Source organism: Streptomyces sp. NBC_00236 (assembly GCF_036195045.1).
In the GTDB taxonomy this organism is placed as follows: Bacteria; Actinomycetota; Actinomycetes; order Streptomycetales; family Streptomycetaceae; genus Streptomyces.
In genome coordinates this window covers 825,321-839,765 of sequence record NZ_CP108100.1, presented here as the reverse complement: position 1 = coordinate 839,765, position 14,445 = coordinate 825,321, and the positions used below count along the sequence as shown (strand labels likewise).

At 72.9% G+C, this 14,445-nt stretch carries 11 protein-coding genes and 1 pseudogene; 5 read left to right on the top strand and 7 right to left on the bottom strand.

Annotated features, from left to right (window positions below):
• Positions 1 to 41: 41 nt before the first annotated feature.
• Together OG446_RS03625 and OG446_RS03620 are read right to left on the bottom strand one after the other, a co-directional pair.
• Positions 42 to 863: an aminoglycoside N(3)-acetyltransferase gene (locus tag OG446_RS03625; protein ID WP_328892652.1), complete on the bottom strand. Its 822-nt coding sequence runs from the start codon at positions 861 to 863 to the stop codon at positions 42 to 44.
• Positions 864 to 928: 65 nt separating this feature from the next.
• The gene (locus tag OG446_RS03620) at positions 929 to 1,339 is read right to left on the bottom strand and encodes a CoA-binding protein (RefSeq protein WP_328892651.1); all 411 of its coding nucleotides are present in this window, start codon (positions 1,337 to 1,339) and stop codon (positions 929 to 931) included.
• Positions 1,340 to 1,398: 59 nt separating this feature from the next.
• On the opposite strand from OG446_RS03620, the gene OG446_RS03615 reads away from it, so the two are divergent.
• From OG446_RS03615 to OG446_RS03605, 3 genes are all read left to right on the top strand, one after another.
• A complete protein-coding gene (locus OG446_RS03615; RefSeq protein ID WP_328892650.1) occupies positions 1,399 to 2,025 on the top strand; it encodes a YigZ family protein in 627 nt (208 codons plus the stop codon).
• Positions 2,026 to 2,240: 215 nt separating this feature from the next.
• Positions 2,241 to 3,407: an exonuclease SbcCD subunit D gene (locus OG446_RS03610; protein WP_328892649.1), complete on the top strand. Its 1,167-nt coding sequence runs from the start codon at positions 2,241 to 2,243 to the stop codon at positions 3,405 to 3,407.
• The gene (locus OG446_RS03605; protein WP_328892648.1) at positions 3,404 to 6,451 is read left to right on the top strand and encodes an SMC family ATPase; all 3,048 of its coding nucleotides are present in this window, start codon (positions 3,404 to 3,406) and stop codon (positions 6,449 to 6,451) included. The genes OG446_RS03610 and OG446_RS03605 overlap by 4 nt, the downstream gene beginning before the upstream one ends.
• On the opposite strand, the gene OG446_RS03600 is transcribed toward OG446_RS03605, so the two are convergent.
• The gene (locus tag OG446_RS03600) at positions 6,441 to 6,887 is read right to left on the bottom strand and encodes an Lrp/AsnC family transcriptional regulator (RefSeq protein WP_328892647.1); all 447 of its coding nucleotides are present in this window, start codon (positions 6,885 to 6,887) and stop codon (positions 6,441 to 6,443) included. The genes OG446_RS03605 and OG446_RS03600 overlap by 11 nt on opposite strands.
• 92 nt (positions 6,888 to 6,979) lie before the next feature.
• Between OG446_RS03600 and OG446_RS03595 the strand changes: the two genes are divergently transcribed.
• A complete protein-coding gene (locus OG446_RS03595; RefSeq protein ID WP_328892646.1) occupies positions 6,980 to 7,471 on the top strand; it encodes a rhodanese-like domain-containing protein in 492 nt (163 codons plus the stop codon).
• A gap of 49 nt (positions 7,472 to 7,520) precedes the next feature.
• Here OG446_RS03595 and OG446_RS03590 read toward each other — a convergent pair whose 3' ends face one another.
• Positions 7,521 to 9,206 carry a DUF885 domain-containing protein gene (locus tag OG446_RS03590; RefSeq protein WP_328892645.1) on the bottom strand — a complete coding sequence of 562 codons (1,686 nt, stop codon included), beginning with the start codon at positions 9,204 to 9,206 and terminating at the stop codon, positions 7,521 to 7,523.
• Positions 9,207 to 9,241: 35 nt separating this feature from the next.
• Positions 9,242 to 9,763 carry an Lrp/AsnC family transcriptional regulator gene (locus OG446_RS03585; RefSeq protein WP_328892644.1) on the bottom strand — a complete coding sequence of 174 codons (522 nt, stop codon included), beginning with the start codon at positions 9,761 to 9,763 and terminating at the stop codon, positions 9,242 to 9,244.
• 59 nt (positions 9,764 to 9,822) lie between these two features.
• On the opposite strand from OG446_RS03585, the gene OG446_RS03580 reads away from it, so the two are divergent.
• The gene (locus OG446_RS03580; RefSeq protein WP_328892643.1) at positions 9,823 to 11,064 is read left to right on the top strand and encodes a trans-sulfuration enzyme family protein; all 1,242 of its coding nucleotides are present in this window, start codon (positions 9,823 to 9,825) and stop codon (positions 11,062 to 11,064) included.
• On the opposite strand, the gene OG446_RS03575 is transcribed toward OG446_RS03580, so the two are convergent.
• Complete coding sequence (locus tag OG446_RS03575) at positions 11,000 to 12,394, bottom strand: GNAT family N-acetyltransferase (RefSeq protein ID WP_328892642.1); 1,395 nt, start codon at positions 12,392 to 12,394, stop codon at positions 11,000 to 11,002. The genes OG446_RS03580 and OG446_RS03575 overlap by 65 nt on opposite strands.
• Positions 12,395 to 12,584: 190 nt before the next feature.
• Positions 12,585 to 14,169, bottom strand: a pseudogene (locus OG446_RS03570) (alkaline phosphatase D family protein).
• Positions 14,170 to 14,445: the final 276 nt, after the last annotated feature.

Genomic DNA, 14,445 nt, shown 5'->3' with positions numbered 1-14,445 from the left:
GAGCGCCTGGGGCGGGACGTTGGGACGGGTGACCGCCCAGCTCAGCGGTGCGCCGTCAGCCACCCCGTGGCGAACGAGACGGCTGCCGGGAAGCGGAACAGACGGCCCGTGGCGGAGCCCACCGGGGCGGCGCGGACCGCCGTGCCATGGTCCGAACGCTCGAAGTCAGCGCCCAGCTCCGTGAAGTCGCTGTCGTCCAGCGCCACGTCCTCGTACTCCCACCACCGGCTCCCGTCGCCGCCCCGCACCACGCAGCGGTAGGTGCGGCGGGGCGGGGCCGGTACGCGGTACTCGGCGAGGTGGAACGCGGTGCAGCAGCCGAAACCGGTGCCGAGCAGCAGGATCTGGGCGCGCAGTGCGTGCAGGCGGGCGAGGGGGGAGTCCTCGCCCAGGTGGCAGTCGGGGTGATGGCCGGCCACCACATGGCCGGCCAGTGGCCCCACGGCGGCGAAGGAGGTCTGCGGGTGCGCGCTGCGGGCGGCGCCGGGGGACCGGCGCACCGTCTCGGCGAGCCGGCCCATCGACGGGGCCGCCGTGGTGCCCGGGTCGAACGCGGGCATCGCCGCCCGGACGGCCTCCCGCCCCCGCTCGTCGAGACCGTGGACCCGGGCGTGGTACTGGGGGGAGGTGTCGGAGTTCTCGGGGGTGAAGGACGGGACGACCAGCGTGCCCTCAGGGCCCAGCGCTTCGCGCAGCGCGGCGGCGACCGTGTCCGCGCCGCCGTCCACCGCCCCCACGGCGCTCAGAGACGCGTGCACCATCAGGACGCCGCCGCGCTCGACGCCGAGCGCAGCGAGCTGTCCGGACAGGCGGGCCCGGGAGTGGGGGGCGGCGGACACGTCCGTGGCGTGGGCAGTACTCACAGCGGGCCATCCTCCCAGCCCGTTGCGGCGTGTGATACCCCGCACATACGACCGCCCCGGCGCAGTCAGCCGTTCAGCGCGGGTATCTCGATCGCGGGGCAGCGGTCCATGACCATGTCGAGCCCGGCCGCCCTGGTGCGCTCGTACGCCTCCTCGTCGATCACGCCGAGCTGGAACCAGACCGCCGATGCGCCGATCGTCACCGCCTCGTCCGCCACCGCACCGGCCAGCTCGCTGTTGACGAAGACGTCCACCACGTCGACCGGGAAGGGGATGTCCGCCAGCGAGGCGTAGCCCTCCTCGCCGTGCACCCGCTCCGCCTTGGGGTGGACGGGCACCACCCGCTTGCCGAAGCGCTGGAGCACCTCGGCCACCCCGTAGGCCGCGCGCGAGCGGTTGCCGGACAGGCCGACCACGGCCCAGGTGTCGCCGGTGTCCTTGAGAATCCTGCGGATCGTCTCCGTGTCTGCGTACATGATCCGCACAACGGGCGGCCGCCCCGGACCATTCCCGCGGCTGCGCATAGGCTGGCCGGATGCAGGAGCAGTACCGGACAGTCGCCCGCGCGGGCGAGCACGAGACCGAGATCAGCCGATCGCGCTTCATCTGCGCGCTCGCCCCCGCCGCCACCGAGCAGGACGCCCAGGACTTCGTCGCACGCGTCCGCAGGGAGCACCCGACCGCCACGCACAACTGCTTCGCGTACGTGATCGGCGCCGACGCCTCCGTACAGAAGGCCAGTGACGACGGCGAGCCGGGGGGCACCGCCGGCGTTCCCATGCTCCAGATGCTCACGCGCCGCGAGATGCGGTACGTCGTCGCCGTCGTCACCCGCTACTACGGCGGCGTGAAACTCGGCGCCGGCGGACTGATCCGGGCCTACGGGGGCGCGGTCGGCGAGGCCCTCGACGCCATCGGCACGCTCACCCGGCAGCGGTTCCGCATCGCGACGCTCACCGTCGGGCATCAGCGCGCCGGCCGGCTGGAGAACGAACTGCGGGCCACCGGGCGCACCGTGCGCGAGGTCCGGTACGCGGAGGCGGTGAGCATCGAGATCGGACTGCCGGACGCCGACGTCGAGGACTTCCGCCGCTGGCTGGCCGACGCCACCGCGGGAGAGGCGGCACTCGAACTGGGCGACGAGGCGTACGGGGACGCCTGAGCGGCGGACCGGCCGAGGCGAGCAGTCAGGGGGCGTCTTCCCTGCGGCGGCCCCGCGGGACTCCCCGGTGGTGGGAGACTGTGGTGCGTGAGGGAACAGGGGCAGGGGCACGCGGGTGTGGCGGACACCGGCACCAGGGCCCTGAGCAGCGCCGGTGCGGGGCCGGACAGGGCTCGGGGGACGAGGGAGCGAAACATGCAGGTCGGAGCCGGCTCTTGAGGATTTTGCACACATCGGACTGGCACCTGGGCCGCTCCCTCCACCGGGTCTCCCTGCGCGAGGCGCAGGCCGCCTACCTCGACCACCTGGTGAACACCGTGCACGAGCACGCGGTCGACGTCGTGCTCGTGGCGGGTGACGTGTACGACAGGGCGGTGCCGCCGCTCTTCGCCGTGGAGCTGTTCGACGACGCACTGCACCGGCTGGCCGCCGCCGGTGTGCCCACCGTGATGATCTCCGGCAACCACGACTCGGCCCGGCGGCTGGGGGTCGGTGCGGGACTCATCGGGCGGGCCGGCATTCACCTGCGGACCGACCCCGCCCACTGCGCCACGCCCGTCCTCATCGCGGACGCGCACGGTGACGTGGCGTTCTACGGCCTGCCCTACCTCGAACCCGCCCTGGTCAAGGACGTGTTCAAGACGGAACGCGCCGGACACGAGGCCGTGCTGACGGCCGCCATGGACCGGGTGCGTGCCGATCTCGCCGAGCGGCCGGACACCACCCGGTCCGTGGTCCTCGCCCACGCCTTCGTCGCGGGCGGCGAGCCCAGCGACAGCGAACGCGACATCACCGTCGGCGGCGTCGCGGCCGTCCCCGCCGGGGTCTTCGACGGCGTGGACTACGTGGCGCTGGGCCACCTCCACGGCTGCCAGACCGTCGCCGAGCGCGTCCGGTACTCCGGCTCCCCGCTGGCGTACTCCTTCTCGGAGGTCCACCACCGCAAGACGATGTGGTTGATCGACCTCGACGCCGCGGGTGCCATCGCCGCGGAGCGCATCGACTGCCCGGTGCCCCGCCCCCTCGCCCGGATCCGCGGCCGGCTCGACGCCCTCCTCGACGACCCCGCCCTCGACCGGCACGAGGACTCCTGGGTCGAGGCCACCCTCACCGACCCGGTCCGCCCCGCCGAGCCGATGGCCCGGCTCATCGAGCGCTTCCCGCACACGCTCAGCCTCGTCCTCGAACCGGACCGGGCACCCGACGACCCGCACACCTCCTACGCCCAGCGGCTGCGGGGCCGCGACGACCAGAGCGTCGCGGAGGACTTCGTGGCCCACGTCCGGGGCGGGTACGGCACCGACGAACACGAGCGCACGGTCCTGCGCAGCGCCTTCGACCACGTACGGGTCGACGACACCGTGCGCGAGGTGAACCGATGAGGCTCCACCGGCTCGACATCACCGCCTTCGGCCCGTTCGGCGCCACCCAGGAGATCGACTTCGACGCGCTCTCCGCAGCCGGACTCTTCCTGCTCCACGGCCCGACCGGCGCCGGCAAGACCTCGGTCCTCGACGCCGTCTGCTACGCCCTGTACGGGGCCGTGCCGGGAGCCCGGCAGAGCCCGGGCACCTCGCTGCGCAGCGACCACGCACCCGCGGACCTGCCCACGGAGGTCCGGCTCGAACTCACCGTCGGCGGGCGCCGTCTGGAGATCACCCGGCGCCCCGCCCAGCCCCGCCCCAAGAAGCGGGGCGGCGGCCACACCACGGAGAAGGCGCAGAGCCTGCTTCGCGCGTACGACCCCGAGCAGGGCTGGCAGGCGCAGAGCCGCTCGCACCAGGAGATCGGTGAGGAGGTCACCCAGCTCATCGGGATGAGCCGTGAGCAGTTCTGCCAGGTGGTGCTCCTGCCGCAGGGTGACTTCGCCCGTTTCCTGCGGGCCGACGCTGAGGCGCGGGGCAAGCTGCTCGGCAGGCTCTTCGACACCCGTCGCTTCGCCGCCGTCGAGGAGCGCCTCGCCGACCTCCGCCGCCTCGCCGAGAACCAGGTCAGGGCCGGGGACGACCAGATCCTCGCCCTCGCCCAGCGGATCGCCCAGGCCGCGGGCCCGGCCGGGGCGGAATGCCCGATGCCGCAACTCCAGCCGGGCGAACCGGGGCTCGCGGACTCCGTACTCGCATGGGCCGCGACGGCCCGCAGCAGCGCACGCGAACGGCTCGACATCGCGGCCGAGGCGCTGTCCGCGGCCGAGAGCCGCCACGCCGCCGCCAGGTCCGCGCTGGACTCCGAACGGGAACTGGCCGCACTCCAGCAGCGCCACGCCGAGACCCGGCGCCGAGCCGCCGCCTCCGAGGCGGGCCGGTCCGGACACGACGAGGACCAGGAACAGCTCAGGCGCGCCCGCAGGGCGGACCGTGTCGCCCCGGCCCTGGAGCTCCGCGACGAAGCCGAGCGGGCGTACCGACAAGCGAGCGCGGCCCGCGACCGCTCCCGTAGCCGGCTGCCGGACAGCCTGGCCGACGCCGGCGCCGAGCAACTGGCGGCTCTGGAACGGGGGCTGCGCGAGGAGCTCGGCGGCCTCGACGCCGCACGCCGTGCCGAGCGGCGGAGCGCGGAGATCGACAGCGAACGCACCGCGCTGGAGCGCCAGGCCCGGGCGGACGACGAACTGATCCGTGAGGCCGAGGGCTGGCTGGCGGGCTGGGACGACACCCGAACCGGTCTGCTGGCCCGGATCGAGGCGGCGCAGGACGCCGCGACCCGGGCCGAGTCGCTGGCCGGCCGGCTGGACCCGGCCCGGCGACGTCTGGACGCCGCCCGCCGGCGGGACGCGCTCGCGGGCGAGGCGGCGGCCGCCGACGAGCGGCTCGGCGAGGCCCGCGAGCACGCCCTGGGCACCCGTGAACACTGGCTCGATCTGCGCGAGCGGCGGCTGCGTGACATCGCGGCCGAACTCGCGCGGGGCCTCGTCGAGGGCGAGGCCTGCGCGGTCTGCGGATCGGCCGACCACCCGCGGCCGGCCCGTGCCGGGGACGGACACGTCGACCAGGCGACGGAGGACGCTGCGGAGGCCGCCCACCGGCGCGCCGAGCACGCGCGTACCGAGGCGGAGCACGCGCTCGGAGCCGTACGCGAACGGTACGCGGCAGCCCGTGCGGAGGCCGTGGAGACAGCCGACGCCGGGGCGGACGCGGGCAGGGCGGCGGACCCGTCGGTCCCCGCGCTCGCGGCCCTCGTGGACACCCTGACCAGGGAGCACGCCCAGGCGTACCGGACCGCGGCCGGGATGCACACCGCACGCGAGGCCCTGACCGCGGCCGAACGGGAGCAGGCGCAGCGCGCCGAGGACCGGCAGCAGGCCGAGCGGCGGGTGTCGGCCCGCACCTCCCGTCGCGAGGGCCTCGACAGCGAACAGGCCTCCCTGGAAGAGGTGCTGGCGCAGGCGCGTGGAGCGTCGGGCAGCGTCACGGAGCACGCCGCCCTGCTGCAGAACAGGGTCACCCTGCTCGCCGAGGCGGCCACGACCGTGCGGGACGAGGAGAGCGCGGCAGAGCGGCTCAAGGCGGCCGACGACCGGCTCGCCGACGCCGCGTTCCGGGCCGGCTTCGACACGCCACAGGCCGCCGCTGACACCCTGCTGGGCGACTCGGGGCAGCGGGCGCTCCAGCACCGGATCGACGCCTGGCAGGCCGAGGCGGCCGCGGTGGCCGACCGGCTCGCCGAGACCGGCGCCCGCGCCGCCGCGGACCGAGCCCCCGCCGCGCCGGACACCGCGCAGCAGGTGCACGACGAGGCGGAGCGCCTGCTGCGGGACGCGTCGGCGGCCCTCTCGTCGGCGCGGGAACGCTGCGCCGAGCTCGGCAGGCTCTCGCGCCGCGCCGCCGAGGAGATCCGTGGCCTGGGCCCCGTGCGCGAGGAGCACGAGCGGGTCGCACGGCTCGCCGGTCTCACCGCCGGAACCTCGGCGGACAACGAACGCAAGATGCGGCTGGAGTCGTACGTGCTCGCGGCCCGTCTCGAACAGGTGGCGGCGGCCGCCACCGCCCGGCTCCGGCGGATGTCCTCCGGCCGCTACGAGCTGGTGCACTCCGATGCCCGGACGGGCGGCCGCCGGGCCGGCCTCGGCCTGCACGTCATCGACGCCTGGACGGGACGCGAACGCGACACGGCCACGCTCTCCGGCGGCGAGACGTTCTTCGCCTCGCTCGCCCTGGCACTCGGCCTCGCCGACGTGGTCACCGACGAGGCGGGCGGCGTACGGCTGGACACCCTGTTCATCGACGAGGGGTTCGGCAGTCTCGACGAGCAGACCCTCGACGAGGTGCTCGACGTGCTGGACTCGCTGCGCGAGCGGGACCGCAGCGTCGGCATCGTCAGCCACGTCGGCGATCTGCGCCGCCGTATCCCCGCCCAGCTGGAAGTGGTGAAGGAGCGGGGCGGCTCGGCCGTACGGCACCGGGTGACCGGCGGGATCAGCGACTGACCGCACGCCTCGGCAGCGGCGAGGAGTAGACGACGCTGGTGGTGACGGAACCGAGGGCGCCGATCTTCCCCGAGACCGCCTCCAGATGCCGCATGGAGCGGGCGGTCACCTTCAGCACGAAGCAGTCGTCGCCGGTGACGTGATGGGCCTCCACGATCTCCGGTGTGGTGTCGAGGAGGTCGTGGAACGGCTTGTAGTTGCCGTTCGGATAGCGCAGCCGTACGAAGGCGAGAACCGGCAGGCCGAGGCGTTCCGGATCGACCGCCGCCGCGTAGCCGCTGATGATTCCTGCCTCCTCCAGCCGGCGCACGCGCTCGGTCACGGCGCTCGACGACATCGAGACGGCCCGCGCGAGCTCGGCGAACGTCGCGCGTCCCTCGCGCTGCAGGACGTCGAGAATGCGCCAGTCGGTGTCGTCCGGGGAATAGTCGGTCATGGAAAGAGGAAACAGGGGATTCCCCGGAGGATCAAGTCGTGTCCCGGGGATCTGGCCTTCCGGAGTGCGATCGGCGCTCGTAGATTTTCCCCATGACTACGCAGCCCACCGCCACGACCGTCACGAACCCCGTACTGCGCGTACCCCCCGCCGCTCCGGCCGCGGCCGCCGCCTACTTCGGCGCCTCGCTCGCCTTCCACGCCGACGTCTCGGACGTCGCCGCGGCACTGGCCTCCGACGACGACACCGGCTTCGTCCTCCTCGACTCCCGCTCCAACGCGTCCTGGGACCAGGGGCACGTGCCCGGTGCGGTTCACCTGCCGACGGCGCTCATCGCCGGGCAGGCACGGCAACTCCTCGACCCCGCCGTGCCCGTGGTCACCTACTGCTGGGGCCCCGGCTGCAACGGCGCCACCCGTGCCGCACTCGCCCTCGCGGAACTCGGCTACCAGGTCAAGGAGATGCTCGGCGGATTCGAGTACTGGGTGCGCGAGGGCTTCGAGTTCGAGACCTGGCAGGGGAGCGAGCGGCGCACCGCCGACCCGCTCACCGCGCCGGACGCGTCCGCCGACTGCGGCTGCTGACACCGGCCGGCCGGCACCGGGCACCATCCCAGGCCGGCCGGCGTCACGGTCAGAGCTTCGACAGCTCGTCGACCAGATCGTCCAGACCCAGCGGCCCCTGGGACAGGGCGGCCATGTGCCAGGACTTGAGGTCGAAGGCGTCCCCGTGCGCCGCGCGGGCGTTCTCCCGGCCGAGCAGCCAGGCACGCTCGCCCAGCTTGTAGCCGATGGCCTGACCCGGCATCGAGAGATAGCGGGTCAGCTCGCTCTCCACGAAGTCGGCCGGCCGGCCGCTGTGGTTGCCGAAGAACTCCTGCGCCAGCTCCGGCGTCCACCGCTCACCGGGGTGGAACGGCGAGTCGGCGGGGATGTCCAGCTCCGCGTGCATGCCGATGTCCACGATCACCCGGCAGGCCCGCATCATCTGGGCGTCCAGGTAACCGAGCCGGCGCTCGGCGTCGGGCAGGAAGCCCAGCTCGTCCATCAGCCGCTCCGCGTACAGCGCCCAGCCCTCGGCGTTGGCGCTGACCATGCCGATGGAGGCCTGGTAGCGCGAGAGGCTCTCGGCGACATGCGCCCACTGCGCGATCTGGAGGTGATGGCCGGGCACGCCCTCGTGGTACCAGGTGGAGACCAGGTCGTACACCGGGAAACGTGTCTCGCCCATCGTCGGCAGCCAGGTACGGCCGGGGCGCGAGAAGTCCTCGGACGGGCCCGTGTAATAGGGCGCAGCGGCGCCGCCGGGAGGGGCGATCCGGGACTCCACCCTGCGGACCCGCTCGGCGAGCTCGAAGTGCGTGCCGTCCAGGGCCTCGATCGCCTCGTCCATCAGACCCTGCAGCCATGCCTGGACCTCATCGACGCCCTCGATGTGCTTGCCGTGGACGTCGAGGTGGGCCAGCGCCTCCCAGGGGCCCGCGCCCGGCAGCACCTTCTCGGCCTCGGCCCGCATTTCGGCGAGCAGCCGGTGGTACTCCGACCAGCCGTACGCGTACGCCTCGTCGAGGTCCAGGTCGGTGCCGTTGAAGTAGCGCGACCAGCGGGCGTAGCGCTCGCGGCCCACCGTGTCCGGCTCGCCCTCGATCGCGGGGGCGTACACCTCCCGCATCCAGTCCCGCAGCTCCTCCAGCGAACGGGTCGCCTGCGCCGCGGCGGCGTCCAGCTCGGTGCGCAGCGTCTGCGGCCCGGCGGCGGCGAAGTCCTGGAAGAACCCCGTCGTCCCGTCCCCGACCCACTCGTCGAGCTGGCCGATGAAGGTGGCGGTGGCGCGCGGACCGCCGTACAGCTTCCGCTCCAGACCGAGCGCGAGCGACTCGCGGTAGCCGGACAGGGCGCCCGGAACCGCCTTGAGCCGTTCGACGACGGCCGCCCAGTCCTCGTCCGTCTCGGTGGGCGTCACCGTGAACACCTCACGGATCGAGTGGGCCGGGGAGTGCAGGTTGGAAACGGCCCGCAGCGCCTCGTCGGCCTCGTGCACGGCGAGTTCGGCCGTCAGGCGCTCACGCAGGAGACGGGCGCAACGACGCTCGGCGTCCTCGGCCGCGCCGGGAAGCTGCTCCGCGCGGTCGAGCCGCGCGAGCGTGGTGCGGGCCAGTGCGGCCAGGGCTTCCTGGCCGGCGGGGGAGAAGTCGGGAAGGCGGCGCGAGCTCTCCGCGACACCCAGATAGGTGCCGGAGATCGGGTCGAGTTCGATGAACGCGTCGACATAGGTGTCGGCGACCTGGCGGGGCAGCGCGCTGCTCGGAGTGTCTGACATGTGGACATCCTCGTACGGGGAGGGCCTTCGCGTCACTACCGATCGGCAGTACGGGCCTGGCTCCGACCGTCCTCGGCCGTCCGGGACGGGGGCGGCAGCAGCGGGCCGCATTCCCACTGCTGGAATATCAACCGCGTCTCCACACGGGCGACTTCACGGCGCGAGGTGAACTCGTCCAGGACCAGACGCTGGAGATCGGCGGTGTCGGTCACCGCCACATGGACCAGGTAATCGTCGGGGCCGGTCAGATGGAAGAGCGCACGCGACTCGGGCAGTGTCCTGATCCGGTCGACGAACGGGCCGATGAGTTCCCGGCGGTGCGGCCGGACCTGCACGGACAGGAGCGCCTCCAGACCGCGGCCCAGCCTGGCCGGGTCCAGTCGCAGCTGATGGCCGAGAATGACGCCTGTGCGGCGCAGTCTGGCGACCCGGTCCAGACAGGTCGAAGGGGCGACCCCGACCTCGGCGGCGAGCTCGCGGTACGTGGTCCGGGCATCGTTCTGCAGAAGCCGCAGAATGTGCAGATCCACCGTGTCGAGAGCGACGGAATCGGTCATCTGCCGAACGTAGCACGGACATTCTCCGCAATGTCCCGGTCGTTGTTCAGAGTGGGCTCATGGACGACGAATTCTCGATGGCGCCCCCGACGGCACTCCCGTACCGGGCGCAGGCCACCGAAGCCGTGCACGCCGGACGCGAAGACCTCGCCGCCCTCGGCCTGCACGCACCGCCGATCGACCTGTCCACCACTTACCCCTCGTACGACTCCAGGGGTGAGGCGGAACGGATCGACTCCTTCGCCGCGACCGGCGCCAGGCTCGACGGGCCGCCGGTCTACGCCCGGCTCGACAACCCGACCACCGCCCGGTTCGAGACGGCCCTGGCGCGGCTCGAAGGGACCGCGAGCGCCGTGGCGTTCGCCAGCGGGATGGCCGCGCTCACCGCCGTTCTGCTGGCCCGCGCGAGCATGGGGCTGCGTCATGTGGTGGCCGTCCGACCGCTCTACGGCTGCAGCGACCATCTCCTGGGCGCCGGGCTCCTCGGTACGGAGGTGACCTGGACCGACCCCGCGGGGATCGCCGACGCGATCCGCCCCGACACCGGGCTGGTGATCGTCGAGACACCCGCCAACCCGACCCTTGCCGAGGTGGACATCCGGGCGGTCGCCCATTCCTGCGGCTCGGTGCCGCTCCTGGTCGACAACACCTTCGCCACTCCGGTTCTCCAGCGGCCGGTCGAGCACGGGGCACGGATCGTGCTGCACAGTGCGACGAAGTACCTGGGGGGCCACGGGGACGTGATGGGCGGAGTCGTCGCCTGTGACGAGGAGTTCGCGGCCCGGCTGCGGCAGGTGCGCTTCGCCACCGGCGGGGTGCTCCACCCGATGGCGGGCTATCTGCTGCTGCGCGGTCTCGCCACGCTGCCGGTGCGTGTCCGGGCCGCGTCGGCGAACGCCGCGGAACTCGCCCGCCGGCTCACCGCCGACCCGCGGATCGCCCGAGTCCACTACCCGGAACTGGGCGGCGCGATGGTCTCCTTCGAGGTGTACGGGGACCCGCACGGGGTGATCGCCGCCGTACGGCTGATCACGCCCGCGGTCAGTCTCGGCAGTGTCGACACCCTCATCCAGCACCCGGCCTCCATCAGCCACCGCATCGTGGATGAGGGAGACCGGCAGTCCTCGGGCGTCGGCGACCGGCTGCTGCGCATGTCGGTCGGGCTGGAGGACGTCGAGGACCTGTGGGCCGACCTGTGTCAGGCGTTGAGCGCCGAGGAGCCCGTACGCCGGACGGTCAGTGCTCCGCCCGCTCGTACGGCGGCAGGGAACGCGCCGCGGCCGCGCCCAGCCGGGCGGTGATCACGAGCGTGCCCTCCTCGATCTGGTAGTCGAGCGGCAGCGAGAGCGCGCGCATGGCGGCGACCATGCCGGTGTTCGACGCCTGGGTGACGGCGTAGACGCTCTCGCAGCCGGCCTCGACGGCGAGCGCCACCAGGCGGCCCAGCAGCTCGGAGCCGATGCCGCGTCGCTGCCAGTCGTCCTCGACGAGCAGGGCGACCTCGGTCTCGTCGCCGTCCCAGAGGAGATGGCCCAGGGCCACCGTCCGGCCGGAGGCCGTCTGCACGGCGAGGGTGCGCCCGAAGCGCGGGCTCAGCAGGTGCTCGAGATAGCGGTCGGCATCGCGGACCGGTCCGTGGTAGCGCAGCCGCAGGGTCTGTTCCGAGCAGCGGTCGTGCATGGCCCGGGCCGCTTCCAGGTCGTCCCCGTCTGCCCGGCGTACGGTGATCGCGTTGCCCTCGGGCAGGGTGAGCACGTGCTCGCTGCGCGGGACGCGCGGGCCGAGCCGCGCATCGAGCTCGACCAGCGCGCGCGCCCTGGCGAACTCCGTGGGTGTGAAGGGCAGATAGGGCCGCTCGACGGTGATGACGCCGCCCGACGGATCACGCAGCCGCATCACCGTCTCCTCCAGCACGCCTTCCACGGGTGCGGACTCACCGGTGGCACGCCCGGTGATGGACACGGCGGGGAGCGAGTGGATGGTGCAGCGGCCGAGCAGCTGGCGCAGGGCGAGGGGGAGTTCGGCCGCGTCCAGGGCGGTGCGGGTCGCGAGGCCGAGCACCCGGGTCGGGGCGTCCACCAGATCGTGGGCGTCGGCGCGCTCGATCCAGGTGGAGCTGCCGCCGGCTTCCGAGATGGCGCGGGTCAGCTGGGCGGCGGGCAGCGAGGCGGGGGCGCGCAGCAGGAACTCGTCGACCGTTCCTTCGGCCAGCGGGTGGGTCTGCAGGGTCAGGATGTCGATCCGGTGGCGGGCCAGCACGGTGCAGAGTGCGGCCAGGCTGCCGGGCGCGTCCCGGACCGTGGTCCGCATCCGCCACAGCACCGTCTCGGTCGGAGCGGCGTCCGGCGACGTGTCGGCCCGCACGGCCGGGGCGTCCGGGGCCGCGAGGCCCTCGGCATCCGGCGGTGGCGCGTGACTGTGCCGACGTGCCCACCAGGTGTGGAAGGCGGCGGTGGCGGTCAGCGCCACCGCCGAGGCGATGAGCAGATAGGGGCCGTCGGGCTGGTGCCCGATCAGGTTGGCGATCGCGTCGGCGACGGCGACGGCGGTGAACAGGGCGGCAAGCTCAATGAGGTCCCGCCGCCAGTGGTGGGGGCGGCGGGCGCTCTTCGCGGAGATCGCATCAGTCATGACTTCACTGTGACCGAGCGGTGTTGCCTGATCACGAACGCCTTGTGACCGATGGGTTAAGTGTGGATCTAGTCGCCTATCGTCTGTTTTTGTCCGGTTGGCAAGTCGATTTTGAGCGAGGTTCGGGCCGGGAACGAACGCGAGGTGCCCCAATCCGCGCCTGTGCCGCCGTCGGCCCGAGCCGCCCCGCTCACTGCCCCACGCGTCCCGGCTGGAGCACCTTGCGGAACAGGACGGATCCGCCCTGTTCCCGAAGGCGTACGGTCAACTCGCCGCTGTCACCGTCGATGTCCACCTCGCCGAAGAGCGCAGGTGTCTCCATCGGCGAGACGTTTGCCCGGTCGGGAGCCTGAACGAACACCTGATCGGGTCCGAACGTGCCGTCGAGCGCGTTCGAGGGGAACTGGCCGGCCGCCAGCGGTCCCGTGACGAACTCCCAGAACGGTGCGAAGTCCTTGAACGCCGCCCGCTCGGGGGCATAGTGCTGGGCTGATGTGTAGTGCACGTCCGCCGTCAGCCACACCGTGCCGGTGATCCTGCGGTGCTTGATGAACCGCAGGAGTTCGGCGATCTGCAGTTCGCGGCCGAGCGGGGCCCCGGGGTCGCCCTGCGCCACGGCCTCGAAGTTCGTCGCGCCGTCGGCGACCACCAGTCCCAGCGGCATGTCCGCGGCGATCACCTTCCACACCGCCCGGGACTTCGACAGCTCCCTCTTGAGCCAGGCCAACTGCTCGGCGCCGAGGATTCCGGTGGTGTCGTCGGGCCGCCGGCCGGGGGAGTTGGCGTTGCGGAACGTCCGCATGTCCAGGACGAACAGGTCGAGCAGCGGGCCGTGCCGCACCACCCGGTGGACCCTGCCGCCGCCCGCTGAGCCGTGCGGGGCCGACACCGGGAAGTACTCCCCGAACGCCTGCGTCGAGCGTGCCGCCAGCACGTCCACGTTCTTCTCGGTGTACCGGGCGTCGTCGAGGATCTGCCCGGGGTACCAGTTGTTGCGCACCTCGTGGTCGTCCCACTGGATCACCGACGGCACCTGTGCGTTGAACCTGCGGAGGTTGTCGTCCAGCAGGTTGTAGCGGAAGTTCCCCCGGTACTCGGCGAGTGTCTCGGCGACCTTCGCCTTCTCCTCGGTGGTGACGTTGTGCCAGACACGCCCGTCGGGCAGCGTCACACTCGGCTCGATGACCCCGTCCGCGTAGATGTTGTCCCCGCTGCAGAGGAAGAAGTCGGGGTCAGTCGAGGCGGCGCATCTCGTCGTAGACCCGGTAACCCCCGATGTCCGGGTTGATGCCCCATCCCTGGCCCGCGATGTCGCCGGACCACAGGAACCGCACACCGTCGCGGCGGCGTGCGGACGCGGTCCGGAACGTGCCGTACACCGGTTCGCCGGTACGGCGGGGGTCGTCCGGGGCGGCGAGCGTCACCCGGTAGTGCACCTGCTCGCCGGGCGGCAGCCCGTACAGGGGCGTCGTTCCGGTGAAGTCCGTCCCCGCACCCAGCAGCGGGCCGTGCCAGGTGCGGGCGCGCCGGAACGACTCGGTCGCCGACGTCTCGACCACCATCCTGGCCGGCCGGTCGGAACGTACCCAGACCAGAGCCGAGGACGAGGTGACATCACCGACCTGCACACCCCAGGCCGCATCGGGACGGCCGGACCGCGCGAAGGCCGGAGCGGCCGCACCCGCCGCGGGGAGGGCGAGAGCGGCCGTGGCCACCAGCGAACCGCGCAGCACGGTACGGCGGTCGGGGGACGGGATTCGCGGACGGTACGGCATCGGGAGGCCTCCGGCGGGTCGGACGTACGGACTGCTGAGCGACCGGGCCACCCTCGCGCCCGACGGAGGCGGACACACCAACACCAGGTGAATACCGGGGCCCGCCTGCCCGGCAGGCCGCCCTTGGCCGATCGGGAGTCCGTTCGGCGTCCGCCACCGGAGTTCGCCCCCGCCGCCCGGCAGCCCGTTCAGCTTCCGTTCCGCCCAGCAGTCCGTTCAGCTTCCGTTCCGCCCAGCAGTCCGTTCAGCCTCCGTTCCGCCCAGCAGTCCGTTCAG

What these genes read in the sequence shown, in the direction of transcription:
- OG446_RS03620 (WP_328892651.1), bottom strand. Translation starts at nt 1,339, where the DNA reads ATGTACGCAGACACGGAGACGATCCGCAGGATTCTCAAGGACACCGGC.
- OG446_RS03615 (WP_328892650.1), top strand. Translation starts at nt 1,399, where the DNA reads ATGCAGGAGCAGTACCGGACAGTCGCCCGCGCGGGCGAGCACGAGACC.
- OG446_RS03605 (WP_328892648.1), top strand. Translation starts at nt 3,404, where the DNA reads ATGAGGCTCCACCGGCTCGACATCACCGCCTTCGGCCCGTTCGGCGCC.
- OG446_RS03600 (WP_328892647.1), bottom strand. Translation starts at nt 6,887, where the DNA reads ATGACCGACTATTCCCCGGACGACACCGACTGGCGCATTCTCGACGTC.
- OG446_RS03595 (WP_328892646.1), top strand. Translation starts at nt 6,980, where the DNA reads ATGACTACGCAGCCCACCGCCACGACCGTCACGAACCCCGTACTGCGC.
- OG446_RS03590 (WP_328892645.1), bottom strand. Translation starts at nt 9,206, where the DNA reads ATGTCAGACACTCCGAGCAGCGCGCTGCCCCGCCAGGTCGCCGACACC.
- OG446_RS03585 (WP_328892644.1), bottom strand. Translation starts at nt 9,763, where the DNA reads ATGACCGATTCCGTCGCTCTCGACACGGTGGATCTGCACATTCTGCGG.
- OG446_RS03580 (WP_328892643.1), top strand. Translation starts at nt 9,823, where the DNA reads ATGGACGACGAATTCTCGATGGCGCCCCCGACGGCACTCCCGTACCGG.
- OG446_RS03575 (WP_328892642.1), bottom strand. Translation starts at nt 12,394, where the DNA reads ATGACTGATGCGATCTCCGCGAAGAGCGCCCGCCGCCCCCACCACTGG.